This window comes from Dyadobacter sp. HNCC25DJ187 (assembly GCF_056895255.1).
Genome location: NZ_JBXHAT010000002.1, coordinates 1,632,780 through 1,652,234, shown reverse-complemented (window position 1 = coordinate 1,652,234; position 19,455 = coordinate 1,632,780). Strand labels below are relative to the sequence as shown.

Genomic DNA, 19,455 nt, shown 5'->3' with positions numbered 1-19,455 from the left:
ACAGGATTGATTTGTTTAAAGTTTTCTAAAAGTGGAGGAGTGTTTGCGTTGAAATTGTGAAAACTAATGCGTCAAACGTATTGCACAGTTACAGACTTAGTGTGTGTGTATGGCTTAGTTGATTGATGAAATCCTTTTGGTCAGTAGACTGTGATGCTTTACAACATCAGTTGAAGTTTGTGTATGAAAAATGAAGTACATATTTTGTTGATGTTTGTCAATTAGGCGGGTCGGCCTCCGCCAGCGGTCGAAATCCGGACGCAGGAGTTTTATCATGCGGGAACTTTACTCCTGCAATCCGATTTCATTTTTTACATCTTTAAAACTTGAATGACAGAGAAGTAGCGAAATTTCTTGGATTCATCGGGTTGTTGTTGAGTCCCCACATTTTAGCATTCGAAAGGTTATTAACTTTCAGTGCCAGTCTCCATTTAGGTTTGTCATAAAATACTGTCGCATCCAGTAGTGTATAGGCTGGTATCGTTAGTGAGCCATATTGATTATCGGAATAAGCTTCGCTCACATAGTTTCCGCCGAAACCTACACCCACGCCGCGTAACGTTCCGGATGGCGCTTTATAGCTCATCCAGAAATTGACAAAGTCGTTAGGCAAACCTGTAGTAGTACCCACCTGGCCTTCATCGGCGATCAGGTATTTGTAGTCGTTCATCCCAAAGCCTGCAATGATGGATAAGCCCGGCAAAGGATTGGCGATGATGTCGGCCTCGATTCCCTTACTGCGTTGTTTACCATCTTGTCGTGAAAAACCACCCGCATCTTGCCTGATCGCATTGGTCAGATCAATGTTGTAATAGCTCACTGTTGCGCTCAGTTTATGATTTAAAACATCCAGTTTTATACCCGTTTCCCACTGGTAGCCATTAGCAGGTTTCAGTACGGTAATGCTTCCGTCCGGCTGGCGGGCTGAGCCATTGTTCTGAAAACCATTCATATAGTTTGCAAAAATGCTTACCTGATCTTTGACCGGCTGATATACAAGTCCAAATTTGGGGGACAGGGCTGTTTGTCCGTAACCTCCTGTGTAATCCGAGAACATAACTGCCGCTCCTTTATATTCGTAGCGGTCTACACGCAAACTGAGCATAGCCAACAGCCGGTCGGTGATATTCAATACATTGGATGCGTAGGCGCTATAAGTTTCTGTCTTTGAAGATTGACGGGCATGAATCAGATTAGAGCGTATAGCACGGATCTTATCAAGCGAAACTGGGCTGTAAAGGCGGTTGATATTGATTACGTCGTAGGGCGCCTGTGTCGCAAATGCGGCATTTACATAACCCGTACTTAGGTTTTTGCTGTAGTAATAATCAAGCCCTGCCACGAGACGGTTACGCATTCCGGCAATTTTGAAATCGCCGTTAAAGTTCTGCTGGAATTGCAGATCGGTGGTTCCTCCGGCTGATGTTTCTACGCTGCGGTTAATTGTTGAGTCGTTTTTCCAGCTTGCCCACAGTGCAACAAATTCATCGTCATGCCCGGCTGCATAGGAAAACAGGGTATTGGAAGTCCAGTTTCCGGGAAGCTTGTAAGTTGCCTGCGCATAAAATAAATCACTTCCGCCAGCATTAACCGGATCGTCGGAGTTGATAGATTGGTTGTAGCGAATCGGAAGTTTAGAGATATTTTTGACCGATACACCCGAGAAATCCTGTATGGGTAAAAGTGTCATTTTCGACCTCAGAATCTCGGCTTCGAAGTTCAGGGTAAGTCTGTCGTCGACCTTGTAAGAAAGGGAAGGAGCCAGCACAAAACGTTTTTGAAAACCCCAATCCATAAAGCTTCCCTCAGAATGAAGTGCCGTGTTTACTCTCAATAAAAGTGTTTTATCTGCGTTCAGAGGTGTATTTACATCGGCCGCAAGGCGAACCAGATTATAGCTACCCGTGGTGAATGTCACATTTCCCTGAAAAGTCTCCAATGGTTTTTTGGTAACGAGGTTCGTAAGTCCACCGAATGAGATCAGGCTTGATCCGAATAGTGTTCCCGATGGACCTTTAATCGCTTCTGTACGTTCTACGGTGACAGGGTCAATACCATTGAATTGCTGGGTAGCAAGTCCGTTTCGCATACGTGCGCCTGTCCAGAATCCCCGGATGATCGAATAGGTGAAACCGTTGCTGTAACCGCCGTGGGCCACAGCAGCTCCAGGTACATTACGAAGTGATTGTTTGTAATCTGTGATCAACTGTTCTTCCATCAGGTCTTTGGAAATGACATTGTATACCTGTGAATTTTCAAGGTTTTTCAGTGGCAGGCGTGAAACGTATGGAGTCTCTTTTTGAGAGAATTTGTTGACATTACCTTTAACGGTAACCTCCTGTAATGTTTTGGCATCTTCACGCAGACTGATATCCGCCACGTTCAGAGTGCTTTCCTCTGTTGTTTCAATGTCATATTCAGTAGATTCGAAACCTACTATGCTGATCACCAATGTATGCCTGCCCGCCGGAACATTGCGTAACTGGTAATTGCCGTTTTCGTCAGTTACGGTGGCTGACTTTCCGTTTTTAATTTGAACGGTAACAAAAGAACCTGGTTTTCCGTCACTGGTTTGGATATGTCCTTTCACGTGGGATTTTCCGGTCTGTTGGGCATGAGCCAGCAGTGTGACTATCATGCATAGCACTGTAAAAATGTATTTCATGTCTGGTTGAAGTAAAAGTGGTATGTTGGTTTATCAACAGAGAAGGGGATGAATACTGGTTTTAATTCCTGGCAGTCAGTAGTGTTGTCAGCTTTTGATAATTTCGATGGCTTATTTGGCTACATCAACAAGTAAAGTCGCACATCTCCAGATTGCTTTATACGGTTTCCCAAAATGATCGCCGCTCGTTTCTTCGCTCGTAGAAACTTCCAGCTTGTAAGTACCTGGCCATACAGGCGTGAAAGTAGCTACACCATTCGCTTCTGAGGAAATATTTTTGTTCCATCCGCTTGGTGACGCTACACCAACGTGCAGATTTTCAGTTGGTTTCCCTTTTAGCAGGGTGGTAAGGGTAAATGGCTGATTTACCTTGAAGTTCTTTGAAGCATCAGTGAAAACGCTGATGGCATTGGAATTAAACGATGCGTCGTTGCCGGTTAATGCTTTACCTACTTTCACAATGGCGCTGGCATTGAACTCGTAAATGGTAGTACCACCCAGGTCTTTAGCGGCCTTGCTAACGGATAATGTATATACGCCATCTTTTTCAGGAGTGAACTCAGAAATGAAATGATCCTCGCCGGCTACAGTAGCCAGCTTTACTTTTTGTTTATCAGGAGTGATCAACCAAAGTTCAAAATCCTTCACGTCGGAGTACCAGTCTGCCAGTTTTTCAGGCTTATCGTCAGGTTCTGAGTATACGATTTTTACAGATTGCTTTTGCCCGATCTTACCGGTAGTACCGGTCTGGATCCAAAGTGCGTGCGCGAAAAGGTTTCCGATTGAAACCAGAACGAAGGCAATTGCTAACAGAGATTTTTTCATTGAAATTGGATTGAAGTAAAAGTAAACTAATTGAATTTGCGGGAAAGAACAGCATCCAGGCTATATCTGCCCGGGCCTATCAGGAAAATAACCAGATAGCCTATCAGGTAGAAAAAACCAGATGAAGCATCACCAAAAATATCGCCATCGTGTGCAGCGAAAACGATGACCAGTGCTGTTATAATAAGCGGAATGCAAACCAGTCGGGTGAATAAGCCCGCAGCCAAAAGTGCCGCACATACCAGTTCAGCAAAAATTGTCAGAGCCAGAGAAACAGGACCACTCAGTCCCATGAACTCCATGAATTTATGCTGACGTTCTTCAAAGCCCTGGAACTTGGCATAACCATGAGGTACCATCAGAATACCGAAAGTAAGGCGAAGAATGAGCATCGAAAAATCTACAGAAAACGTGTTGTAGCTGGTACGGGTAAGCTTATTTAAAACTGTCATGCTTAAAAATAAAAAACGGTCGGAAGAAAAATGGATGTAACTGCATTGTTTGCAATTCATTATGGTTTCGCAAATGTAGAAACAGGATTTTATTTGTCAAATTTTATTTAGACTTTTTTTAAATAATATATTATTGCTGACTTTGAGAGAGTTGGAGTACTGAGTATGATCATTATACTGTAAAGTATTTTGGATTATTTTGATTGGTGCTGATTTACAGAGCAATCCGTTGCCTGTGCCTGATGGTGATCTTTATGTAGCTTTTGGGCACATTATATCCGCTAACATTTAGATAGGAGACCAATATACTATGCCATTTAGCCTATCCCTTTTGTCGAACAACAGGAAAATGGAATCATCAGATGTTCCTATATTCAATTCAATAGACCATGTGGCATATATGTTGAATGATGTACCCGGGCTGTATCTGGCCTTGTAATTTTTGAAGTTATCAGATTTTAAACCATCTCCAACCCGAACTTCCAATCTGTTATCCAAGCCAACAACCAAAGAAGAATCCACAATTGTGAAGCCACTGAGTTTATCGTCCATGAAAAACACACGACTTTTGCCGTAATGATAAAGTTTTCCCGTTTTTTCATCGGCTTCAAAATAATAGTCTTCAATCTTGTCTGGCTTTCCAAGCACAGGGATTGTTTGTTTGATGGATTGACCGAAAGGTATTTTACGTTCAGCGTCCTTGCTTTTTTTCAGATATATCTTTTTCGTAATGATGTTTTGAGCAATGGCTGAAGGGGTATAGCCTACAGACAAACATGTGATGAAGAGCGTTATAGACAGGGCGCGAACGAAGGAGTACATGAAGCGTTGAGCCATAGTTTATAGAAAAAGGCCATTCCGTTTTTAGAACTGAAATGGCCTCTTTGTTATTATTGTTGAATGTAATTAAAACTTATATCCAACAGATAAGCGGAAATTGGTGCCAGGCTCTGTCTGCCAGTACGTGAAACCGCTATAAGTGTAAATACCACCTGAATACAGGTATTTGTTTAAAATGTTATTAACTAACAGATTCACAGCAAATTTATCTTTTTTGTAAGTTACGCCACCATCCAGTCTGAAATAGTCAGGAAGGTTATCCTGAGCACTTTCAGATACAAACCATGGGGAACGTCCTACCTGGTATTGATAACCTACCGAAAGTCCGAATCCTTGTGCTGCGCCGCTACCGATTGTATAGCTCAACCACGTATTTTGCACGTGTTTGCTTGATCCTTCCACTTGTTTACCTATTGCAGCTTCATCGGAATGTTTTGAGATTTTCGCATCGGTATAGGCATAGTTGATCATCACATCAAGGTTCTTCACAATCTGCCCGCGTATATCCCATTCGATACCCTGAATTTTATGCTGGCCTCCCTGCTTGCTGAAGAAGTTTCCACCCGAAGAAGGGTGTTCCAGGTCAGTGACAAGGATATTGTCCTTCGTGATCTTGTAGAAAGTCAGTGTTGAGCTCCAGCTATCGTTTAGCCAGCCCCTTTTCAAACCAACTTCCATGTTGTTACCGGTTTGAGGATCAAAGCTTTTTCCCTGCCAGTCGGTACCGAAATTTTCATTGAAGGATTGGTCATACAGTGCGTACGCCGTGGTGCTTGGATCAATAGTTACACTCAAACCAGCGCGTGGAGTAAACTTACCTTTCGAATAACTGCCGTCATATGGGTTGGATACTTTCAGCTCAGTGTAACGTGCAGCAAGCGTCAATCTCAGTCGGTTTTCCCAGAATCCAAGTTCATCCTGTACATACAGCGCACTGTATCCGTTTTTATATTGTACAGCTCTTTCTCTGATATCTTTACTTCTGTCAAATACCGGTGCAGGTGTAACGCCATGAACAGGATTGTAAATATCGATCGGAGCTCCATATAGCTTCCACTGGCTCCAGTCGTGGTAGTATTCTTTGCTGCTCATATCCAATCCACCAAGGATTCTGTGATTTACAGCTCCTGTTTGTACTTGTCCGTTCAGGAAAATTTGTCCTGTTTTACTTAGTCCCAGAATATCCCAGTTGTTAATAGCACGTTGCAGAGAGTCAGTTCTTCCTGTAACAAATCCCGATGGCCAAAGGGATGAACCTTCCTGCGTATAGTTGAAATAGGAAGCCTGAGCGGTCAAGCGCCAGTTGTTGTTTAACTGATGTTCGAAAATGGCCAGTATGCTCTGGTCGTGGTTATTGGTAGGGGCAAGGTTGGCTTCGGATGTCGAGAAGCTACGAGGCAATACTCCGTATCCGCCCGTTTTGGAATATACATAATTCGATCCGATTGCATTCATCTGAGAAAACTGATGCGTGTATTCAAGGGTTATAGAACTCTTATCATCAATCAGATATTTCAGGACAGGTACGATGGAATACCTGTTGTTATAGTCAAAGTCTCTGTGGGAGCCTTTCAGCTGACCCATCAGATTAAGGCGGTACAATAATTTACCGTCTTTGGAAAGTTTACCATCCAGATCAAGCGTTGTACGGTACGTATCGAAGCTTCCCAGCGTGAAGCCTACTTCCCCTCTTGTTTGTCCTGTAGGTTTCTTGGTTACAACGTTGTAAAATCCGCTTGGATTGCCGTTTGCAAGCATAAATCCGGCCGGACCTTTCACGAATTCTATCCGGTCAACCATACTCATGTCTTCAGCAAGTGGCCCCCATGGCATCTGCACATTCATACCATTACGGAATGCACCTACCTGGCTTCCACGCATATTGATACGTGCGTAATTGTCCCAGTGCTCAACTTTTGTGGCACCACTCACATTACGGGTAACCCCTTCCAGCATGTCGAAAATTTGCTGATCTGCGATTACACGTCTTCCAATAACCTGAATATTCTGCGGCGCTTCAAGAATTGGAGTAGCAAGTCTTAAACTGGGAGATGTCCGGTCTGTTTTGAAGCTGTTTCCGCCTGTAACGACTACTTCCTGTAGTTGTTGAGAAGATTCATCAAGGATGAAATCGGAGTTGGTTGTTTGTCCGTCAGTAATTACAACTTCCTTTTCAACTGGCTGTAACCCAACAAGCGTAACTCTGATGGTGTAGGCACCGGGAGTTATTTTGTCAATCTGATAGCTTCCTTCTGTGTTACTCACTGCACCGTGGCGAGTGCCTTTTACGGATACCGATACATGTACAGCAGGATGTCCGTCGGCAGTATTCACAATACCTTTTAAGTTGCCTGTTTGCGCTAATGCAACAGAAGTTGCGGCAAGAAACAAGGCTATAATAGCGTATAATCTTTGCATGTTAAATTGCAACTGGTCTAAATAGAGTAAAAATTGGCTGCAAATATCATACACTGTTTCGGATCAAACAAGTTTATTTGGATTTATTTTAAATAATAAGTAAGTTGGATTATTACTGTTGAGAATAATTTTTAAATGGATGACTTTTAATAGGTTGTGTTCTGAGTTTTATTTGTAAATAGAATTTATTTAATATTTGCATAAAAGATAATACTAAAAAAGCAGAGCCTTTTGTAAAGCTCTGCCTGATTTAAGGTGTACCTTTAGGTTATTCTTCTATTTCTTCAACCATCTTTTCGGTCACTATTTTTTTATCAGATGAATTGCCCCATGAATTTCGAATGTAATTCATGACATCGGCTATTTCGTTGTTGTCTAAACCCGGAGGGGGCATCATGCTGTTGTATTCGGTACCATTAACCTGAATTTTGCCTGTAAGACCGAACTTCACGGCATAGATCGCCTTTTCAGGAGTTTTAGTCAAATAGTCGGATTTTGCAAGCGGAGGAAAGGTGCCAGGAGCACCTTCTCCATTACCCATATGGCAGGTTATACAGTTTTCAACATAGATAACTTTTCCCCGGCCAATACTCTCCGCCAACTCCTCTTCCGGACCGGAAAAGACTGTGAAGCTGAAGATAGTGAGAGAAAGGAGGAGGAGGAATTTCATTTTTTAAGTTAAGGTGGTTAAGTAGGGTTAGTAGTTAAGAAGTTATAGGATTTAAAGTAGTTAGCTAACATGAGTAATGAAGTCTTACTTCTTCACTACTGTAACTCCTTGCTTCATGAGTTCAAATAGGAGCTAAGAAGTTATAGGATTTAAGGTAGTTAGCTGACATGGGTAGTGAAGTCTTAACTTCTTCACTACTGTAACTTTTTGCTTCATGAGTTCAAATAGGAGTTAAGAAGTCAGAGGAGTTAATCTTCGTTGTTTCAGTATACCATAACTACCCTAACTCCTCTAACTTTTTCCTTCTTATCCTTTTCTACTTATTCTCACAATCTGTCCGGAGCTTTCCAGTACCACATACAAATTCCCGTCTGGTCCCTGGCGAACGTCTCTAACACGGCCTATTCCCTGGAACAGGACTTCACGTTTGGCTACTTTATTTCCTTTTACAACAAGGTGTTGCAGTTGCATAAATTTCAGAGAACCGACGATCAGATCACCGTTCCATTCTTTGAATTTCGGGCTGTTTACAAATGTCATTCCGCATGGGGCAATAGAAGGCTTCCAGTAGGTGACAGGTTGCTCCAGACCCACCTTTGCAGTGTCTTTAGAAATGATGCTGTTATCGTAATCGATTCCGAAAGTAATCAGCGGCCAGCCGTAGTTTTTCCCTTTCTCTACAATATTAAGTTCATCGCCACCCTGGGGACCATGCTCATGTTCCCAGATTGTACCTGTTGTAGGATGAATCACTAACCCCTGTGGATTGCGGTGGCCATACGACCAGATTTCAGGTCTGGCTCCAGCGGTTTTTACAAAAGGATTATCTGTCGGAATCTTTCCATCCTCATGCAGACGTACAACCTTTCCCTGGTCCTTACTCAGGTTCTGTGCATTTTCTTTTTGTCCTCGTTCGCCCAGTGAAAGGAATACGTAGCCTTTCTTGTCAAATATAATTCTTCCACCGAAGTGTACATTTCCTTTTACATTAGGAATAGCTTTAAATATCTTTTGAATATCTACCAGTGCGTGGTCTTTCAGTTTGGCACGAATCAGCGCAGTATTAGCACCTCCGTCGTCTCCTTCCTCACCTTCAGCTTTCGGAGATGAATAGCTGATATAAATCCAGCCATTTTTTGCATAATCAGGATGAAGAACCACATCCAGCAAACCACCCTGGCCTTTGGACCATACCTCCGGAACTCCGCTTATTTCCTGAGGATCCAGCTTCCCATTTTTTACGAGGCGTAGTTTTCCACCGCGTTCTGTTACCAACATATTGCCGTTTGGAAGAAATGCGGTTGCCCACGGCATTTTAAGTCCGGTTACTACTGTGTCAAGTTTAAGGTTGGCTTCTGTTAATTGCTTGGGGGAGCTACCGTTGTCGATGATGCCGCTATTGCTCATGAGTGCCAGAGAAGAAGTGAGCATTACGCCACCAAGAAGAGCAGGAAGACTTTTTCTGAATAAGGTAATTGTTTTATTCATGGATTGAGGAAGAAAAAATGGTTTAAGGTGAATGGGGCTTCAAAATTAAAAAAAGAAAGGTAGCAGTAGCTACCCCCTTATGTCAGTTAACCAGTTCGAGCTCATTTAAATGCCCGTTGATAAAATTAATTTCGTCAGGATTCAGATCAAAATCCATAGATGCGGCATTCTGAAGTGCCTGTTTTGCATCCCGCGCACCTACCAGTGCAATGGTAATTCCAGGTTGCTCAACGGTCCAGCGAAGTACCAATTGTGAAAGAGAAGCATTCTTCTCATCAGCAAGAGGTTTGATTTTATTCAGGAATGCGTTGACTCTTGTCAGATTTTCATCTGAAAAATAATGAAGAGAGCTGCGATTATCATCCTGACTAAATTGATGTCCCGGATTCATCTTTCCGGTAAGTAATCCCCTTTGTAACGGGCTATATGCCAAAATCGCCTTTTCATGTTCCAGGCAATAGGGTACCAGTTCTTTTTCAATATCCCTGCGTACCATGCTGTAGGGCACCTGATCAGAAACGAGATTGATATGTTTGGAAGCTTCTCTCATCAGGTCGGCATCGTAATTACATACCCCGGCAAATCGAACTTTACCTTGTTTGATCAACTGAGAAACAGCTTCCATAGTCTCTTCAATAGAAGTCGTTTTGTCCGGCCAGTGTATCTGATATAGATCGATATAATCTGTTCCCAGGCGCCTCAGGCTATCTTCGCATTCTTTCACAATGCTCTCTTTGGATGCAAATTTATAGATGTCAATGTCTTTCCCATCGTTGTCTTTGCTGTGCATCGCAAGATCTCCGCTCGCGATATCCCACCGCATTCCATACTTGGTGAGTATTTGAATCTTGTCCCTGGGGATGTCTCTGATTGCTTCCCCAACGATTTCCTCACTCAGTCCCATACCATAAACCGGAGCTGTATCGATTGAAGTCACTCCTGCATCATAGGAGGCTTGTATGGCTTTTATTGAATCACTCCTTTCTGTTCCGCCCCACATCCAGCCACCTGTAGCCCAGGCTCCAAAAGTGATAACAGACAATTTCAAATCTTTATGTTGGGAGTCTTCCGAATTCGCAACTTTTCTGTAAAGCATATGTATATAGGTATTAGCTAACAGCGATTGGCTTTTAGCATGGTTGTTTGTGAAGATGGATCAATAATTGTGCCATCTGTGATGAATCAATAACTCACAACAGATGGCAATACCGGAATTGGCTGCGCAATAACCAGCAGAGGGTTATTTAGTCAGTGAAAAAGGTGCATTCTCTGGTTTTACGCCCCACGTCTTAGACGGTTGGCTGGTCAGATTAAATTGCATATTACCACCTTTCAGAATATCCGCGTGCTCCAGAAATGTATTCGCGTAAGGTTTGCCATTTAAGGTTGCACCTTGTATATACATGTTTTTATCGCTTGTCGCCGGAGCATTAATTTCGAACTTTTTCCCGTTTTCAAGTGTAATTGTGGCTTTCTTGAAAAGTGGGGAACCGATTACGTACTGAGTAGTACCGGGTGTAACAGGATAAAATCCTAACGCTGAGAATACGTACCAAGCCGAAGTCTGCCCATTATCTTCGTCTCCACAGTAGCCGTCGGGTGCAGCCTGATATAGTTTTCGCATCACTTCCCTGAGCCAGTACTGTGCCTTGGAGGGAGCACCTGCATAATTGTACAGATAGATCATATGCTGAATAGGCTGATTGCCATGCGCATAATTACCCATATTCATGATTTGCATTTCCCGTATTTCGTGAATGGGGAATCCGTAGTAGCTGTCATCAAAAATAGGAGGTAAGGTAAATACAGTATCCAGTTTCTGAACGAATGCTTCACGTCCACCCATCAGGCCGACCAGACCTTTAACATCCTGAAATACAGACCAGGTATAGTGAATGCTGTTTCCTTCGGTGAAAGCATCGCCCCATTTGAAAGGATTGAATGGTGCCTGAAACTTGCCGTCTTTGTTTTTTCCACGCATCCATTTTGTTTCCGGATCGAATAGATTACGATAATTCTGACTACGCTTCAGATATAAATCTACCTCTGATTTAGGTTTTTTTAGCTCTTTTCCCAATTGAGCTATACAGAAGTCGGCATAGGCGTACTCCAATGTTCTGGCCGCATTTTCATTTACTTTCACATCGTACGGAACATATCCCAGTTCATTATAGTATTCGTGTCCAAAACGTCCTACGGAGCTTACAGGACCTGCATTTTCAGTATTTTTAATGACGGCTTCATACAGCTTGTTGATATCATATCCGCGAATACCTTTCACATATGAATCAGCAATGAGCGATGCCGAGTTGGATCCGATCATGCAGTCGCGATGGCCGGGACTAGCCCATTCGGGCAGGTAACCACTTTCGTCATAAGCATTGGCAAGTCCCTGCATAATCTGCGAATTCAATGTGGGGTACATCAAGGTGAAGAATGGGAAAACCGCCCGGAATGTATCCCAGAATCCGTTGTCGGTAAACATATATCCTGGCCGGACCTCACCATTATATGGACTGTAATGAACAATCTGATTTTTGGCATCATATTCGTAAAACTTGCGGGGGAACAGTAACACGCGGTACAAGCAGGAATAAAATGTACGTATCTGGTCAATGTTGTCGCCTTCTACCTTGATCTTTGCTAATTCATCATTCCATGCCTTGTGTCCTTTCTGTTTGGTGGTTTCAAAATTGTCACTACCGATTTCCCTTTTCAAATTCAGCTCTGCCTGTTCTGGGCTGATGAAGGACGAAGCAACTTTTACACCAACCTGCTCTCCGCGCTTGGTCTTAAAACCAATGACAGCACCCGCATGATTAGTCTTTAATTCCAGGGTATCCTTTGTAAGCTGCTTACCGCTGAATGTTTGTGAGAAAGTGAAAGCTTTATCGAATACCAGTACAAAGTAGTTTTTGAAATTAGCAGGGACACCTCCACTATTTTTGGTGGTGTAGCCAATGATTTTTCGTTCTGAAGGAATTATTTTAACATAAGACCCTTTGTCAAACGCATCAACAAGGACATATGAATTTTCTGATTCGGGGAACGTGAAACGAAACTGTGCAGCCCGTTCAGTTGGGGCAATTTCAGTTGTTACATCATAGTCGGCAAGGTATACCTTGTAGTAATTGGGTTTGGCGACTTCTGCCTTATGTGAAAACCAGCTGGCACGGCTTTCTTCGTCTACTTTCAGTTTTCCTGTGATGGGTAGAATGGAGAACTGACCGTAATCATTGATCCAGGGACTTGGCTGATGGGTCTGTTTGAAGCCACGAATCTTTTCAGCATCATACATATAGCTCCATCCGTCACCCATTTTTCCAGTCTGAGGCATCCAGAAATTCATTCCCCAAGGCATTGCTATTGCAGGATATGTATTTCCTGATGACAAAGAGAATTTTGATTGTGTACCCATCAGAGGATTCACGAAATCGACGAGATCAGACTGGGTCTGAGCGAAAATAGGTGAGCTACTAATCAGACAGAAAATGCTGAAGAGAAATTTTTTCATTGAAGTAGACTAGTATAAACGGTTAGGAATAGTATGGAAACGATAATACGAATTCCATAAGGCGCGCAAGTTAGCAAAAGATTTATTGTGGTAAATGGAACCTGACAATTTGTACGGGCATAGTTCTTTAACTTGTACAACGAGGCAATTCAGGATACAGAATTGGTGAACCTAGATAGCAGATTTGTCTTAATTGATGATGAACTCTTTTGGCAAACTTTACCTTTGCAAATCAAATAATCAGTAAAGCATTTTTTATAACTTACAATGACTGAACACTTAAACCGGTTAACGCCACGTCAGATTGTGTTTGAGCTTGATCAATACATTATCGGACAAAATGACGCAAAACGAAATGTTGCCATTGCTTTAAGAAACAGATGGAGGCGGATGAATAGCCCTGAAGATATTCAGAGGGAAATCATCCCCAATAATATATTAATGATTGGTGCTACGGGTGTTGGTAAAACAGAAATTGCCCGAAGACTTGCCAAAATAGCCGATGCACCTTTTGTAAAGGTCGAAGCTTCGAAATTTACAGAAGTAGGTTATGTGGGCCGGGATGTGGAAAGCATGGTGCGGGATCTGGTAGAACAGGCCGTGAACATGGTACGCACGCAAAAAAAGGAGGATGTGAAGATCAAAGCTGAGCAGGCTGTTGAAGATATTATTCTTGATGTACTGATTCCTCCTGTGCACGGATCTTCTGCTTCTAAGCCAAAAGTTGATTATGGAAGTTCTGATGGGGACGCTGTACCAGAAGACGACGGAGAATTAAATCAGCGTACGCGCGAGCGTTTCCGTGAGAAGATCAGGAACGGTGAATTGGATGATCGCAAGATCGAAATAGAAGTACAGCAGAATCAATCACCGAATGTAGGAATGATTGGTGGTGCCATGGATGATGTTTCTATGATGAATATTCAGGAAATGATCGGGAACATGATGCCGCGCCGTGGTAAAAAGCGTAAAGTATCGGTTGGAGAAGCCAAAAAACTCCTGCTTGATGAGGAAGCTGCAAAACTGATTGATATGGATGAAGTAAAGATTGAGGCTATTAAAAAGGCGGAAAATCTGGGAATTATATTCATTGACGAAATAGACAAGGTGGCTTCTAGTCGTTCCGGTGGAAGCGGTGGACCTGACGTGAGCCGCGAAGGGGTACAGCGTGATCTGCTTCCGATCGTGGAAGGTAGCGCAGTTAATACGAAACACGGTGTGATCAATACGGACCATATTCTATTTGTAGCTGCCGGAGCATTTCATGTTTCCAAACCATCGGATCTTATACCTGAGCTACAAGGGCGTTTTCCCATCCGTGTTGAGCTGAGCAGCCTGACAGAAGCAGATTTTTATCAGATTCTAAAAACACCTAAAAATGCACTTACCAAGCAATACGTTGCCATGATGGAAGCAGAAGGTGTGGAACTTCAGTTCGAAGACGGAGCTTTGCAGGAGATGGCACGCATTGCATTTGAAGTAAATAGCGAAGTAGAAAATATTGGCGCCAGAAGATTGCAAACGGTAATGAGCTTATTGCTGAATGACTTTATGTTTGATATTCCTGATGAGATCGGCCCTGATTCTACAATTGTGGTTACAGCTGACCTTGTGAAGGAAAAGCTGGCTCATTTGATCAAAAACAGAGATTTGAGTCAGTATATACTTTAAGCTGATTGATGAATACGATTTAGTCAACTAAGATCGGCAGAACAAATTTTTTGATCTCTTTTCTATACTGATGTGACCGTGTAAGCCATCAGCGTCTAATACATTACAAGCATTAGACAACTAATAGAGGAGGGTTTAAACAGAAAGGTGGGTGCAGATTGCGCTCACCTTTTTCTTGTTCTGCTGAGCTGATAATTACGGATTAGAATTTACAATACCATTCCACCCAGTTGCGAATCCATCCGATACGTTCCCTTTTGAAGCGCAGTGTGTAAAACGTATTTGACCAGTCTTCGAAATGCAGCTGATAGAATTCAAGGAAAAATATCCAGAATGCGAATCCAAGATAAGGTATGGCTGCTATTTCTTCTTCTGATACAGGACGAATCTCCCTGTACGCCTGTAGGAAAATATCAAATTTACGGTTCGCTTCTTCCTGTGTCATTTTTTTGAATTGCACATCAAAGAAAAAATGGATGAAAAATGTCATCAGGTCATTGGCAAGCAATCCCTTACCCATGAAGTCAAAATCGAAAAAAGTGATTTGATCCTGTTCGTCAAAATGGAAATTATGCGGAAGAAAGTCGTAGTGACAATATCCGTAACTGAATTTGGTAAGATCAAATTCCTGGATTTTGCCTGCTGTTTTTTCTGTAATAGTTTTAAGCCATTCATAGTCTTCCGGTAGTTCAGCGAACTCAGGTGCGATGTATGCGATAGGGCCGGACAAGGTTGTATTTACATTATATTCCCTTCGTGGATTTTTGAGTTCGATATTGGCAGTTATCTGATGTATGACCGCCATTTCCCTTCCTATAGTCTGAAGCCGCATATCATAAAAATCATGCGTCGGTTTACCGGCTGCAAAGCTGAATAATACCCCGTTACTGAAGCCTTCTGCTACTGCGAATGTTTGTATTTGTTGGCCGGAAAGATCTGAAATCGGATAGGAAATTCTGGCTTCATGCTCTTTCAATACATTCAGCAGCTCCAGTTCTGCCAGAATTTCTTCGTACTTCCTATGTGCTTTACGGTATATTTTAAAGATGTATTTCCCACTCTCATTTTCCAGCAGGTAGGAGTCACTGACATTGTGCACCAGCAGACTGCATCTCAAACCTGGTAAACCGTACTCCTTTTCTATGTAGGACCTCAGTGCGTCTGTTGAGAGCATGGAGTATTGCGTCGGGAAGAGAGTCATGGTTTGAGATCTGTTTGTTATGTATACTGAAATACAAAAAATAACCACAGGGAGCAGGCCACTGTGGTTATTCATAGATATGAAAAGTTAATGATCAGTCTTTTTCAAAATAAAGCCATTTCATCGCTTCGGGGAACTCTTCGCTCCAGCGCTTTTCTGTATGTTGACCCGTCGGATCAATTGATGTATGGATTTTAACGCGGTTGTATCCAAATCCCTGGCTCTTCAGCGTTTCCTGTAACTGAGTAACATTAGGTATCATATTTTCACTTTCCTTGCCACCTGCGTACAGATATATACGCGTTTCAAAAGGCTCGAAAAAATGAATAGCATCAAAATAGATACGTTTTGATATCCACAATGACGGTGAGAAAATCATTATTCTGCCAAAAATATCAGGAAACATCAATGCGGCATAAATAGACAGAAGACCACCTACCGAACTACCACCCATACCTGTATTGAGCCGATCTGGTTTTGTACGGTATTGCTTGTCTACCTGCGGTTTTAATGTATCAATCACGAACCGGAGAAATTTTAACCCCATACCTTTCCCAAGGCGTGGATTATCATATGGAGAAAATTCTTGCACACGATCTTCACCGGCATGATCAATAGCCACAATAATCACATCTGCTTTTCCTTCCCGGGCCAATCTTGCCAGTCCTTTGTCTATTTCCCAATTGCCATATGGAGAACCATCACCGAAAAGGTTCTGTGCATCCGTCATGTATAGAACAGGATAATGACGTTCCGGATTTTCGTAGTAGTTATGCGGTAAGAGAACGTGGATGCGTCTGTGCTTATTCAGCTGTGGTATTTCAAAAGTATCAGATAATACCTCAATAATAGGTGTAAAGCTTTGCTTCTCGTCACCTTTTTTCTGCCATCTGGTGATATAATCCAGTACTGGCCCATCTGCAGGGTCTGCTATCCTGTTGCCTTGCGGATGACCGTAGGCATCAAGTTCCACCTGATCCCAACCACCGCGCGTATATTTGTATTCTATTGGATCATTCAGCTCGGATTCTTTTGGAAATTGAAATGTATAATACCCAGGCTCAACTTCTTTCATCCTATATTCCTCCAGGTCAGGAAGCCACTTACAGAATTCTCCCGTAATAAAAATCGGGCGTTCATCTGAAGGTGGGGTCTTTAATTCTATTCTAAGTGTATCTACTGCTACTTCCATTCGCTCAATTTTACTTGCTTTATAATTCGGGGGGCGAATTTACGACTTAATCAGGTCTTTTGTTATAATTGACGAAGTTAAACGAAAATTTGTGCCGGTCATCTGCCTGATGAGCAGTGCGTTCAGTTTCTTCCCACTGCTCAGGAGATGAAATGTTAAAAAAAGTATCACCGTCAGTAATTGTGTTTACTTCCGTGATGTATAATTTATCAGCTATCGGAAGAGCTTGTTTATAGAGTTCCCCTCCGCCAATGACAAACAATTCCTGCTCCTCTATTTTCTTTGCTTCTTTTAGGGCCTCATCCAATGAGTGCACGACCAGAGCTCCATCTACTTTAAAATCTGTATTACGCGTAATGACAATGGAAGTCCGGCCAGGTAGTGGCTTACCGATAGATTCAAAAGTTTTGCGGCCCATGATGATCGGATGACCTAGTGTCAGAGCTTTAAAACGTTTCAAGTCGTCGGGAAGCTGCCAGATGAGTTGATTGTCTTTTCCTATTACTCCGTTTTCAGAAACGGCTACGATGATTGAAATAAGCATTTTATTTTTTTTGCAAATTTACCCAATAAAACAGGACGAGGAAGAAGTTGTCGGATTTTGTTATAGCATTAGGCAGGTAGTCTATTCTGGTTCTTTGAAAATATACTGTTCCTGGAAGTCCACCTCAAACTTTTAAAGAAATAGTCTGTATTCATCTAAGAAGCAAGTTTTTTTATGGTGCTCCTTCTGGTTCACAATATATCTTATTACATCGGGAATCTGTGATTTTGAATAGGAGAAAACACCATAACCCGATTGCCATTCAAATCTTGATTTACTGAATCTGTTTTTATTAATCCATTGAGAGGAGTCGGCCTTGACATCCTGCATGAAGTCGGCTGTGGATTGATTTGTCCTGAATCCTACAAGCATATGCAGATGATCAGGCATTCCGTTTATGCAAAGCATTTTATGGTTGTTCTTCTTAGTGATTCCTGAGATGTACTTGAAAAGTTCGTTCTCCCAACCGGAATCAATCATGGCCAGCCTAAATCGTGGTGAGAAGATGAAGTGAAGATGGATTTGAGAATAAGTGTTTGCCATAAACATAAGGTTCTATGTAGTACAGCATTTATCCGCAAATGTCACAGAGATATTACATCCCTAACGGGATTTTGTCCTTTTTTTACCTGGAATAGTTCTACCTTCATTGTATCACTACGCGATTTTATAGAACAGCTTCTGACAGGTCAATGCGGCCTAGCACGTTGTATTAGTTGAACATTTCCGGGTCAATGCCGTCAGGCATGCTATATGGGTAGAACAATTTTTTGCAAACCAGATCTAGAATGCCGTCAGGCATGCTATATGGGTAGAACAATTTTTTTACAAACCAGATCCAGAATGCCGTCAGGCATGTAACAAGTTCACGCTAACTTCGTGCCCCTTAATAAATCTCCGATATTCATTTTCTTTTTTCCTTCAAGCTGTAAAATTTCGATAGACAAGGCACCTTCACCTGTCTGGAAATGAAGAAAGTGTTTGTTGTCTGTCTGGTATGAGCCGGGGGTTGCCGAAGCGTCGCCTTCGACCACTTTCGTCCTGAAGATTTTACACGACAAGCCATTCAGAGTAGTCCAGGCAGCAGGATAGGGGGATAGACCCCTTACGAAGTTATGAATTTCAGTTGCTGATTTTTCCCAGTTAATTTCGCAGGTTTCCCGGAAAATCTTAGGTGCTGCCATTAGTGGTTTACTTTCATCCTGGTCCTGTTGCGGGTAATTGCCATTCTGAATCGCATCTACCGTTTTAACGACAAGATCTGCACCTTTGATCATCAGTCGTTCGTACACGCTGCCTGCATCGTCGTCCGGATGTATGGGCTCGGTTTCACGATAGATGATCTTACCGGTATCAATTTCCTTTTCAATAAAAAACGTGGTAACACCCGTTTCTTTTTCTCCGTTCATCACTGCCCAGTTGATGGGCGCTGCGCCACGGTATTGAGGTAATAGTGAACCATGCAGATTAAAAGTGCCGTATCTGGGCATAGCCCATACAACCTCTGGGAGCATGCGAAATGCAACCACCACCTGCAGATCTGCTTCGAAGGATTTTAGCTCTTCAAGGAAGCCTGGATCTTTTAGTTTTTCAGGCTGAAGAACAGGGATTCCCTGCTGTTCAGCATAGATTTTTACGGGTGATGATGTCTGCTTTTGTCCTCTTCCAGCCGGCTTGTCGGGAACAGTTATCACCGCTACAACGTTAGATTTATTTTCAACCAGACTTCTTAAGCTTGGTACTGCAAACTCAGGAGTTCCCATGAATATTATTCTCAGTCCTTTTGACATATATTGTGGTCTCTTTTAATAAAAATGGTTGTTACCATTTACAAATATTGTTATTTTTGCCGTTCTTACAGAAAAATATGGTGAAGATTCAAAAACATATGAACCGAAAAGACAACGTCTTTTAGCCTTCTACTACGAGTTATGGATACTCACGTAGAGCGGTTTTAGAACCGTTCTTTTTTTTT

At 42.3% G+C, this 19,455-nt stretch carries 15 protein-coding genes; 1 reads left to right on the top strand and 14 read right to left on the bottom strand.

The features are described 5' to 3' along the window. Positions 1-319: 319 nt before the first annotated feature. The 9 genes from AC1XUE_RS17765 to AC1XUE_RS17725 form a co-directional block, all read right to left on the bottom strand. Entirely contained in the window at positions 320-2,638 is a 2,319-nt protein-coding gene (locus AC1XUE_RS17765; RefSeq protein ID WP_483357330.1) for a TonB-dependent siderophore receptor, read from the bottom strand. A 138-nt stretch (positions 2,639-2,776) separates the two neighbouring features. Beyond that, entirely contained in the window at positions 2,777-3,490 is a 714-nt protein-coding gene (locus tag AC1XUE_RS17760; protein WP_483357329.1) for a DUF4198 domain-containing protein, read from the bottom strand. A gap of 26 nt (positions 3,491-3,516) precedes the next feature. Beyond that, complete coding sequence (locus AC1XUE_RS17755) at positions 3,517-3,942, bottom strand: DoxX family protein (protein WP_483357328.1); 426 nt, start codon at positions 3,940-3,942, stop codon at positions 3,517-3,519. Between the two features lie 288 nt (positions 3,943-4,230). Then, the gene (locus tag AC1XUE_RS17750) at positions 4,231-4,779 is read right to left on the bottom strand and encodes a hypothetical protein (RefSeq protein WP_483357327.1); all 549 of its coding nucleotides are present in this window, start codon (positions 4,777-4,779) and stop codon (positions 4,231-4,233) included. A gap of 69 nt (positions 4,780-4,848) precedes the next feature. Beyond that, positions 4,849-7,200 (bottom strand): TonB-dependent siderophore receptor, encoded by a 2,352-nt coding sequence (locus AC1XUE_RS17745; protein ID WP_483357326.1) that lies wholly within the window; start codon positions 7,198-7,200, stop codon positions 4,849-4,851. Between the two features lie 268 nt (positions 7,201-7,468). Next, positions 7,469-7,870, bottom strand: a complete 402-nt coding sequence (locus AC1XUE_RS17740; RefSeq protein ID WP_483357325.1) for a c-type cytochrome — start codon at positions 7,868-7,870, stop codon at positions 7,469-7,471. A gap of 306 nt (positions 7,871-8,176) precedes the next feature. After that, positions 8,177-9,358, bottom strand: coding sequence for a PQQ-dependent sugar dehydrogenase (locus tag AC1XUE_RS17735; RefSeq protein ID WP_483357324.1), 1,182 nt, complete (start codon positions 9,356-9,358; stop codon positions 8,177-8,179). An 82-nt stretch (positions 9,359-9,440) separates the two neighbouring features. Beyond that, positions 9,441-10,454: an aldo/keto reductase gene (locus AC1XUE_RS17730; protein WP_483357323.1), complete on the bottom strand. Its 1,014-nt coding sequence runs from the start codon at positions 10,452-10,454 to the stop codon at positions 9,441-9,443. Between the two features lie 144 nt (positions 10,455-10,598). Beyond that, the gene (locus tag AC1XUE_RS17725; protein WP_483357322.1) at positions 10,599-12,872 is read right to left on the bottom strand and encodes a GH92 family glycosyl hydrolase; all 2,274 of its coding nucleotides are present in this window, start codon (positions 12,870-12,872) and stop codon (positions 10,599-10,601) included. Between the two features lie 267 nt (positions 12,873-13,139). Between AC1XUE_RS17725 and hslU the strand changes: the two genes are divergently transcribed. Further along, the gene (gene hslU / locus AC1XUE_RS17720; RefSeq protein WP_483357321.1) at positions 13,140-14,543 is read left to right on the top strand and encodes an ATP-dependent protease ATPase subunit HslU; all 1,404 of its coding nucleotides are present in this window, start codon (positions 13,140-13,142) and stop codon (positions 14,541-14,543) included. A 202-nt stretch (positions 14,544-14,745) separates the two neighbouring features. Here the strand turns inward: hslU and AC1XUE_RS17715 are convergent, their stop codons facing one another. From AC1XUE_RS17715 to fmt, 5 genes are all read right to left on the bottom strand, one after another. Continuing rightward, complete coding sequence (locus tag AC1XUE_RS17715) at positions 14,746-15,744, bottom strand: phosphotransferase enzyme family protein (protein ID WP_483357320.1); 999 nt, start codon at positions 15,742-15,744, stop codon at positions 14,746-14,748. A 94-nt stretch (positions 15,745-15,838) separates the two neighbouring features. Beyond that, positions 15,839-16,936, bottom strand: coding sequence for an alpha/beta hydrolase (locus AC1XUE_RS17710; protein ID WP_483357319.1), 1,098 nt, complete (start codon positions 16,934-16,936; stop codon positions 15,839-15,841). Between the two features lie 46 nt (positions 16,937-16,982). After that, positions 16,983-17,480, bottom strand: a complete 498-nt coding sequence (locus AC1XUE_RS17705) for a dihydrofolate reductase (RefSeq protein ID WP_483357318.1) — start codon at positions 17,478-17,480, stop codon at positions 16,983-16,985. Between the two features lie 132 nt (positions 17,481-17,612). Continuing rightward, on the bottom strand, positions 17,613-18,023 hold the full coding sequence (gene tnpA, locus AC1XUE_RS17700) for an IS200/IS605 family transposase (protein ID WP_483357317.1): 411 nt from the start codon (positions 18,021-18,023) through the stop codon (positions 17,613-17,615). 323 nt (positions 18,024-18,346) lie between these two features. Further along, positions 18,347-19,270 carry a methionyl-tRNA formyltransferase gene (gene fmt, locus AC1XUE_RS17695; protein WP_483357316.1) on the bottom strand — a complete coding sequence of 308 codons (924 nt, stop codon included), beginning with the start codon at positions 19,268-19,270 and terminating at the stop codon, positions 18,347-18,349. Between the last annotated feature and the right edge of the window lie 185 nt (positions 19,271-19,455).

Coding starts and splice junctions, on each gene's coding strand:
- AC1XUE_RS17765 (WP_483357330.1), bottom strand. CDS start 2,638: ATGATAGTCACACTGCTGGCTCATGCCCAACAGACCGGAAAATCCCAC.
- AC1XUE_RS17760 (WP_483357329.1), bottom strand. CDS start 3,490: ATGAAAAAATCTCTGTTAGCAATTGCCTTCGTTCTGGTTTCAATCGGA.
- AC1XUE_RS17755 (WP_483357328.1), bottom strand. CDS start 3,942: ATGACAGTTTTAAATAAGCTTACCCGTACCAGCTACAACACGTTTTCT.
- AC1XUE_RS17750 (WP_483357327.1), bottom strand. CDS start 4,779: ATGGCTCAACGCTTCATGTACTCCTTCGTTCGCGCCCTGTCTATAACG.
- AC1XUE_RS17745 (WP_483357326.1), bottom strand. CDS start 7,200: ATGCAAAGATTATACGCTATTATAGCCTTGTTTCTTGCCGCAACTTCT.
- AC1XUE_RS17740 (WP_483357325.1), bottom strand. CDS start 7,870: ATGAAATTCCTCCTCCTCCTTTCTCTCACTATCTTCAGCTTCACAGTC.
- AC1XUE_RS17735 (WP_483357324.1), bottom strand. CDS start 9,358: ATGAATAAAACAATTACCTTATTCAGAAAAAGTCTTCCTGCTCTTCTT.
- AC1XUE_RS17730 (WP_483357323.1), bottom strand. CDS start 10,454: ATGCTTTACAGAAAAGTTGCGAATTCGGAAGACTCCCAACATAAAGAT.
- AC1XUE_RS17725 (WP_483357322.1), bottom strand. CDS start 12,872: ATGAAAAAATTTCTCTTCAGCATTTTCTGTCTGATTAGTAGCTCACCT.
- hslU (WP_483357321.1), top strand. CDS start 13,140: ATGACTGAACACTTAAACCGGTTAACGCCACGTCAGATTGTGTTTGAG.
- AC1XUE_RS17715 (WP_483357320.1), bottom strand. CDS start 15,744: ATGACTCTCTTCCCGACGCAATACTCCATGCTCTCAACAGACGCACTG.
- AC1XUE_RS17710 (WP_483357319.1), bottom strand. CDS start 16,936: ATGGAAGTAGCAGTAGATACACTTAGAATAGAATTAAAGACCCCACCT.
- AC1XUE_RS17705 (WP_483357318.1), bottom strand. CDS start 17,480: ATGCTTATTTCAATCATCGTAGCCGTTTCTGAAAACGGAGTAATAGGA.
- tnpA (WP_483357317.1), bottom strand. CDS start 18,023: ATGGCAAACACTTATTCTCAAATCCATCTTCACTTCATCTTCTCACCA.
- fmt (WP_483357316.1), bottom strand. CDS start 19,270: ATGTCAAAAGGACTGAGAATAATATTCATGGGAACTCCTGAGTTTGCA.